This is a genomic window from Corynebacterium striatum ATCC 6940 (genome assembly GCF_000159135.1).
Taxonomy (GTDB): domain Bacteria; phylum Actinomycetota; class Actinomycetes; order Mycobacteriales; family Mycobacteriaceae; genus Corynebacterium; species Corynebacterium striatum.
This window is the reverse complement of sequence record NZ_GG667572.1, coordinates 1-272: the sequence shown is the minus strand read 5'-3', so window position 1 is coordinate 272 and position 272 is coordinate 1. Positions and strand designations below refer to the sequence as shown.

The following is a 272-nucleotide window of genomic DNA, read 5'->3' as shown; positions in this document are numbered from 1 at the left end:
CTACAAATGGCTCAACACCCGCGAAAATCGCAGGTTAAAGATGTGTTCCGATGCCCTTATTGGTGCAAGAATCAAGGCCATCTTTGATGATGAGCACGGGCTTTATGGTGCTAAACGCATCGTTGCAAGCCTCAACGACGATACGGACTTTCCTCCGATCAATCACAAGAAGGTCGCACGCATCATGAAATCCATGGGGCTAAAAGGCTTTACCAAACAACGTCGATGCATCACCACCCGGCGCAAGCCTGGCCACCACGTCATGCCAGATC

Annotated in this window: 1 protein-coding gene; it reads left to right on the top strand. The window is 50.7% G+C overall.

Annotated features, from left to right (window positions below; translation table 11 throughout):
- Nucleotides 1–40: 40 nt before the first annotated feature.
- Nucleotides 41–272, top strand: a 232-nt coding sequence (locus tag HMPREF0308_RS12785) for an IS3 family transposase (protein WP_211205708.1), incomplete at its 3' end; no start/stop codon positions are given.